Consider the following 1,823-nt stretch of genomic DNA (forward strand, 5'->3'; position numbering starts at 1 on the left):
GAGAGCGAACCGATGCCGGTCGAGGTCGAGGTGGACAGCGAGGCGATGCTGCTGTTGGCCGTCGAGAGGCCGGTCGAGGTTGAAGTCGAGAGCGACGTAACGGTGCTGTTGGTGGTACTGAGACCAGTCGAAAGCGAGCCGATGCCGGTCGAAGTCGAGGTGGACAGCGAAGCGATGTTGCTGTTAGCGGTCGAGAGGCCGGTCGAGGTTGAAGTCGAGAGCGACGAGACGGTGCTGTTGGTGGTGCTCAGACCAGTCGAGAGCGAACCGATGCCGGTCGAAGTCGAGGTGGACAGCGAAGCGATGCTGCTGTTAGCGGTCGAGAGACCGGTCGACGTGGAGGTCGAGAGCGAAGCGACATTGCTGCTGGTGGTGCTGAGACCGGTCGAGAGCGAGCCGATGCCGGTCGAAGTCGAGGTGGACAGCGAGGCGATGCTGCTGTTGGCCGTCGAGAGGCCGGTCGAGGTGGAGGTCGAGAGCGACGTAACGGTGCTGTTGGTGGTACTGAGACCAGTCGAAAGCGAGCCGATGCCGGTCGAAGTCGAGGTAGACAGCGAAGCGATGCTGCTGTTAGCCGTCGAGAGGCCGGTCGACGTGGAAGTCGAGAGCGACGTAACGGTGCTGTTGGTGGTGCTGAGACCGGTCGAGAGCGAACCGATGCCGGTCGAGGTCGACGTGGACAGCGAAGCGATGCTGCTGTTGGCCGACGACAGGCCAGTCGAGGTTGAAGTCGAGAGCGACGTAACGGTGCTGTTGGTGGTGCTGAGACCGGTCGAGAGCGAACCGATGCCGGTCGAGGTCGACGTGGACAGCGAAGCGATCGAGCTGTTGGCGGTCGAGAGGCCGGTCGAGGTGGAGGTCGAGAGTGACGAGACGGTGCTGTCGGTGGTGCTGAGGCCAGTCGAGAGCGAGCCGATGCCGGTCGAGGTCGAGGTGGACAGCGAAGCGATGTTGCTGTTGGCGGTCGAGAGGCCGGTCGACGTGGAGGTCGAGAGCGACGTAACGGTGCTGTTGGTGGTGCTGAGGCCAGTCGAGAGCGAGCCGATGCCGGTCGAGGTCGACGTGGACAGCGAAGCGATGTTGCTGTTGGCGGTCGAGAGACCGGTCGACGTGGAAGTCGACAGCGACGCGACAGTGCTGTCGGTGGTGCTGAGGCCGGTCGAGGTCGAGGTGGACAGCGAAGCGATGCTGCTGTTAGCGGTCGAGAGACCGGTCGACGTGGAGGTCGACAGCGACGTAACGGTGCTGTTGGTGGTGCTGAGGCCAGTCGAGAGCGAGCCGATGCCGGTCGAAGTCGACGTGGACAGCGAAGCGATCGAGCTGTTAGCGGTCGAGAGACCGGTCGACGTGGAAGTCGAGAGCGACGAGACGGTGCTGTTGGTGGTGCTCAGACCAGTCGAGAGCGAAACGATGCCGGTCGATGTCGACGTGGACAGCGAAGTGATGCTGCTGTTGGCCGACGACAGGCCAGTCGAGGTTGAAGTCGAGAGCGACGTAACGGTGCTGTTGGTGGTGCTGAGACCGGTCGAGAGCGAACCGATGCCGGTCGAAGTCGAGGTGGACAGCGAAGCAATGCTGCTGTTAGCCGTCGAGAGACCGGTCGACGTGGAGGTCGAGAGTGAAGCAACATTGCTGTTGGTGGTGCTGAGGCCAGTCGAGAGCGAGCCGATGCCGGTGGAGGTCGAGGTGGACAACGAAGCGATGCTGCTGTTGGCGGTCGAGAGGCCGGTCGACGTAGAGGTCGAGAGCGACGAGACCGTGCTGTTGGTGGTGCTGAGACCGGTCGAGAGCGAACCGATGCCGGTCGAGGTCGAGGTGGACAG

The 1,823-nt window shown here is 63.2% G+C and carries 1 protein-coding gene; it reads right to left on the reverse strand.

Annotated elements, in window-relative coordinates:
• Window positions 1-1,823, reverse strand: a 1,823-nt coding sequence (locus AC1RQF_RS33250) for a beta strand repeat-containing protein (protein WP_492874375.1), incomplete at both ends; no start/stop codon positions are given.

The sequence above is a fragment of the Burkholderia sp. GW821-FHT14F03 genome (assembly GCF_058803765.1).